Source organism: Dokdonella sp. (assembly GCF_049593775.1).
Taxonomy (GTDB): domain Bacteria; phylum Pseudomonadota; class Gammaproteobacteria; order Xanthomonadales; family Rhodanobacteraceae; genus Dokdonella.
Genome location: NZ_JBAWHJ010000063.1, coordinates 1 through 3,829 on the forward strand (window position 1 = coordinate 1; position 3,829 = coordinate 3,829).

The window sequence follows — 3,829 nt, forward strand, 5'->3', positions numbered from 1 at the left end:
GGGCCAATCCGTTGACGTTGAACGATTCGCGCAGACGCTCGATGATGCCAATCACACTTGAGTCCGCAACCATGTAGCCAATGCGCAAGCCGGCCAGTGCGTAGGCTTTGGAGAAGGTTCGGGTAACAATCAGGTTCGGATGTTTTTCGGCAAGCTTGAGCGCCGTGTTCAGGTCCGGGGCATCAACATATTCGTGATAGGCCTCGTCGACCACGACCAGCGTCGTTTCGGGAATGTGCTCAAGCAAGGCTTGCAGTTGACTGTCTGTGAACCAGGTGCCGGTCGGATTGTTGGGATTGGCCAGATAGACCAGCCGCGTATCCCCGCGCACCGCCGCAACCATCGCATCGAGATCGTGACCCAGCGGCGCTGCCGCGTGATCGCCTGGCAGTGCCTTCACGCGAATGGGCACTGCGCCTGCCGCTGCCGTCGCAATGGGAAATACCGCGAATCCGTATTCGGAGAAGACCACGGATGTCGTGGCATCCGCAAAACACTGGGCGAGCAGCATCAGCAACTCGTGCGAACCATTGCCTAGCGCGATGCGATTGGCATCTACCCCCAGATGTTCCGACAACGCCCTCTTGAGAGCGCCACCCTTCGGATCTGGATAACGAAACACCTGGGCGAGACCTGCTTCGATCGCCGCCAGTGCGTTCGGACTTGGACCCAGAACGTTCTCGTTGGAACCCAGTTCGGCCAGACGATCGCCGAACTTGAGTCGCAGGGCGGGCAAGTCGTGGCCGGGATCGTAGGCACGCAGGCGGCGGACCACCGCATTGGCGAGTGTGGACGTCTCAGCCCTCACGGCACGGCAACCGGGTACGAACCCAGGATCCTGATCTGCGCAGCGAACTCGGCGAGTTCCGCCAGTGCCTTCTGCATTTGCACATCTTCCACGTGTCCGGCCAGGTCGATAAAGAACGCATATTCCCATTTGGCCTGGTGAGATGGACGCGACTCGATGCGATTCATCGAAATGCCGTGCCTGGCGAACGGGCTCAGCACATTGAACAAGGCGCCGGGCTGGTCCTTGATGAATACCAGCACGGAAGTGCGGTCGTGGCCGGACGGCGGGAAGATCTGCCGGCCCAGTACGAGGAACCGCGTGGTGTTGTCCGCGTGATCCTCGATCGGCCGCATGATGACTTTCTTCAGGCCATATACCAGCCCCGCCGATTCTCCGGCAATGGCTGCCGCATCATCAGCATTGCGTGCACGCCGGGCACCCTCGGCATTGCTGCTCACCGGAAGCTTTTCGACATCCGGCAAGTTGCTGCGCAACCAGCCCTGGGTTTGCGCGAACGACTGCGGATGGGAATAGATGCGTTCGATATCCTCGATTCGACCGCTGCGCGAGAGCAGGTACTGATGCACGCGCAATTCGGCTTCGCCGCAGATCTTGACGTCAGAAGTCAGGAACATGTCGAGGGTGATCTGGATCGTTCCCTGCCCCGAGTTCTCGACAGGCACGACGCCGAAATCCGCCCCGCCATTTGCCACTTCCTGGAACACCTCTTCGATACTGGCCAACGGCAGGCCATGCGCCGATCGGCCGAAATGCTTGAGTACCGCCTGCTGGCTGAAGGTTCCTTCCGGCCCGAGAAATCCAATCTTCAGCGGCTCTTGCTGGGCCAGGCAAGCCGACATGATTTCGCGAAATACATGCACCAGCACTTCATCGCTGAGCGGGCCTTCATTGCGATCAACAACCATGCGCAAGACTTGTGCCTCGCGCTCCGGCCGATAGTAATCCACGGCAGCGGCGAGCGGTCCCTTGGCCAGACCTACCTGATGCGCCCATCGCGCGCGCTCGGCAATAAGATCCTGGATGGAACGATCGATCCCGTCGATGCGCTCTCGCACCTGAGCCAGGTCGGGTGAGGTCTTGTCGGGTAGCGGCTCGTTACTCATGGCTTGAGCTCCTGGTTTATCCAATCTGTCAAAAACCCTGCATCGCAGGCGACATGCCATCGCCCGCGTCTTGCTGCGCGCACGGCGTATGTCTCCTGCGCGCCAACCTCATTCATGTCGTCTGGAAAAATCTTCCATGAATTCCGTCAACCTGCTTACTTGGGACAAGGTGATAGCGTTGTAGATGGATGCGCGCATACCCCCCAGTTCACGATGCCCCTTGAGTCCAAGCATGCCCGCCTCGGCGGCCTCGGCAAGAAAGATGGCATCGAGTACTGGGCGTGCAAGGAAGAATGGAATATTCATCCATGAACGTGCAGAAGGTTCGACCGGATTCGAATAGAAGTCGGACTTGTCGATGGTCGAGTACAGCAGCTTCGCCTTGGCCCGATTGCGCTCACCGATGGCGGCAACACCGCCCTGTGCCTTGAGCCACTTGAATACCAGTGATGACAGGTACCAGCCGAATGTGTTGGGTGTGTTGAACAGCGAATGGCCTGCCGCGTGCTGGGCATAGTTGAAGATGCGCGCGATCGAATCCGGACAGCGTTCGAGCAAGTCATCGCGAATGATCAGGATGACCAGACCCGATGCGCCAATGTTCTTCTGCGCGCCCGCATAAATCATTCCGAATCTTGAAACGTCGATCGGCCGGGAGAGGATGTCCGATGACATGTCAGCGATCAGCGGCGCTCCGCCGATATCCGGTATGTCCTGAAATTCCACGCCGTGGATGGTTTCATTCGGCGTGTAGTGGACAAAGCGCGCATTCGGGTCGAGATCCCAGGACTCCCGTGCCGGGATTCGTGTGTAGGCGGAGTCCAGTGAACTGGCCGCGACACGTACCTGCGCATAAGGCGAGCCCTCCCGAACCGCCTTTTCGCCCCAGGCCCCGGTAACAATGTAGTCCGCCGACTGTTGCGGATTGGCGAAGTTCATCGGGATCTGGGCGAAGTGCTGGGTCGCGCCGCCCTGCAGGAACAACACCCGGTAGTTGGCCGGGATGGACATCAAGTCGCGCAGATCCTGTTCGGACTCTTCGGCGAGATCCATGAACTCGCGGCTGCGGTGGCTTATCTCCATGACCGAAGCGCGCGCACTTCCCCATTCAAGCAATTCGGCCTGGGCCTGCTTCAAAACCTCTTCTGGCAGCGCGGCAGGTCCGGCGCTGAAGTTGCATGCGCGAGTCACGACATTTTCCTTTTCCGGGGATGACACGAAAGGCGTGCGAATGACGCAACAATATGGCGCATTGCAGCATTACCGCAAGCGTCAGTTCGCGCGTGCAGACCCATCCACCGGAACCATTGGCCACGATGCAGTAACAGCGCTGAGGAATTTTACCGCCAAACTGCGGATAGTCGCAGTGCGCAAGGACTCAGTAGTTGCCGAACCAGAGCAACCCGGCGATCCCCAGGCCGATAAGCGCGGCTGCAGCGATAAGCCACCAGACTCCGGAACTATCGTCTGTTTCGGCAGGCGTCACCGGATCATCGATCTGGATGGCGTCCAGTGTCTGGGTAATCGCTGGAGCCATATTTGCCGGCGTAGGCATGCTCTGCCCGCGCGCCGGATAGCCGGGGGCCTCAAGCACGAACCGGTTGCGCCCGAATGAAAGCTGGTCACCCGGATGCAGGAAGGCATTCCTGACAGAGACCCCATTCACTTCGGTGCCCTGTTTCGATCCCAGGTCGCGAAGAACGATGGCATCGTCGGAGACACTGATCGCGCCATGGTTTTCGGCCATTCCGGGCTCATCCAGATCCAGGCCGCTGCAGCCATTCCCAACCAGAAGTCGGGTCCCGATGCTGACGGTCTTGCCGAAATGCGAACCCGATACGCCTCGAAGAACCACGCGGGATACTTCGCTGGGCCCGCCTAGTGCAGCTTCGGCCGGTACGCGCGTATCGATAAC

Annotated in this window: 4 protein-coding genes; all 4 read right to left on the minus strand. The window is 59.5% G+C overall.

Annotated elements, in window-relative coordinates; translation table 11 throughout:
• Positions 1 to 808, minus strand: an 808-nt coding sequence (locus WBP53_RS02345) for a pyridoxal phosphate-dependent aminotransferase (RefSeq protein ID WP_423925546.1), incomplete at its 3' end; no start/stop codon positions are given.
• On the minus strand, positions 805 to 1,914 hold the full coding sequence (gene pheA, locus WBP53_RS02350; RefSeq protein WP_423925548.1) for a prephenate dehydratase: 1,110 nt from the start codon (positions 1,912 to 1,914) through the stop codon (positions 805 to 807). The genes WBP53_RS02345 and pheA, both read right to left, overlap by 4 nt.
• 108 nt (positions 1,915 to 2,022) lie before the next feature.
• The gene (serC, locus tag WBP53_RS02355; RefSeq protein ID WP_423925550.1) at positions 2,023 to 3,105 is read right to left on the minus strand and encodes a 3-phosphoserine/phosphohydroxythreonine transaminase; all 1,083 of its coding nucleotides are present in this window, start codon (positions 3,103 to 3,105) and stop codon (positions 2,023 to 2,025) included.
• Positions 3,106 to 3,292: 187 nt separating this feature from the next.
• On the minus strand, positions 3,293 to 3,829 hold a 537-nt coding region (locus WBP53_RS02360), incomplete at its 5' end, for an FHA domain-containing protein (RefSeq protein ID WP_423925552.1).

Excerpts from the sequence above, each read along its gene's own strand:
- pheA (WP_423925548.1), bottom strand. The coding sequence starts at position 1,914 with ATGAGTAACGAGCCGCTACCCGACAAGACCTCACCCGACCTGGCTCAG.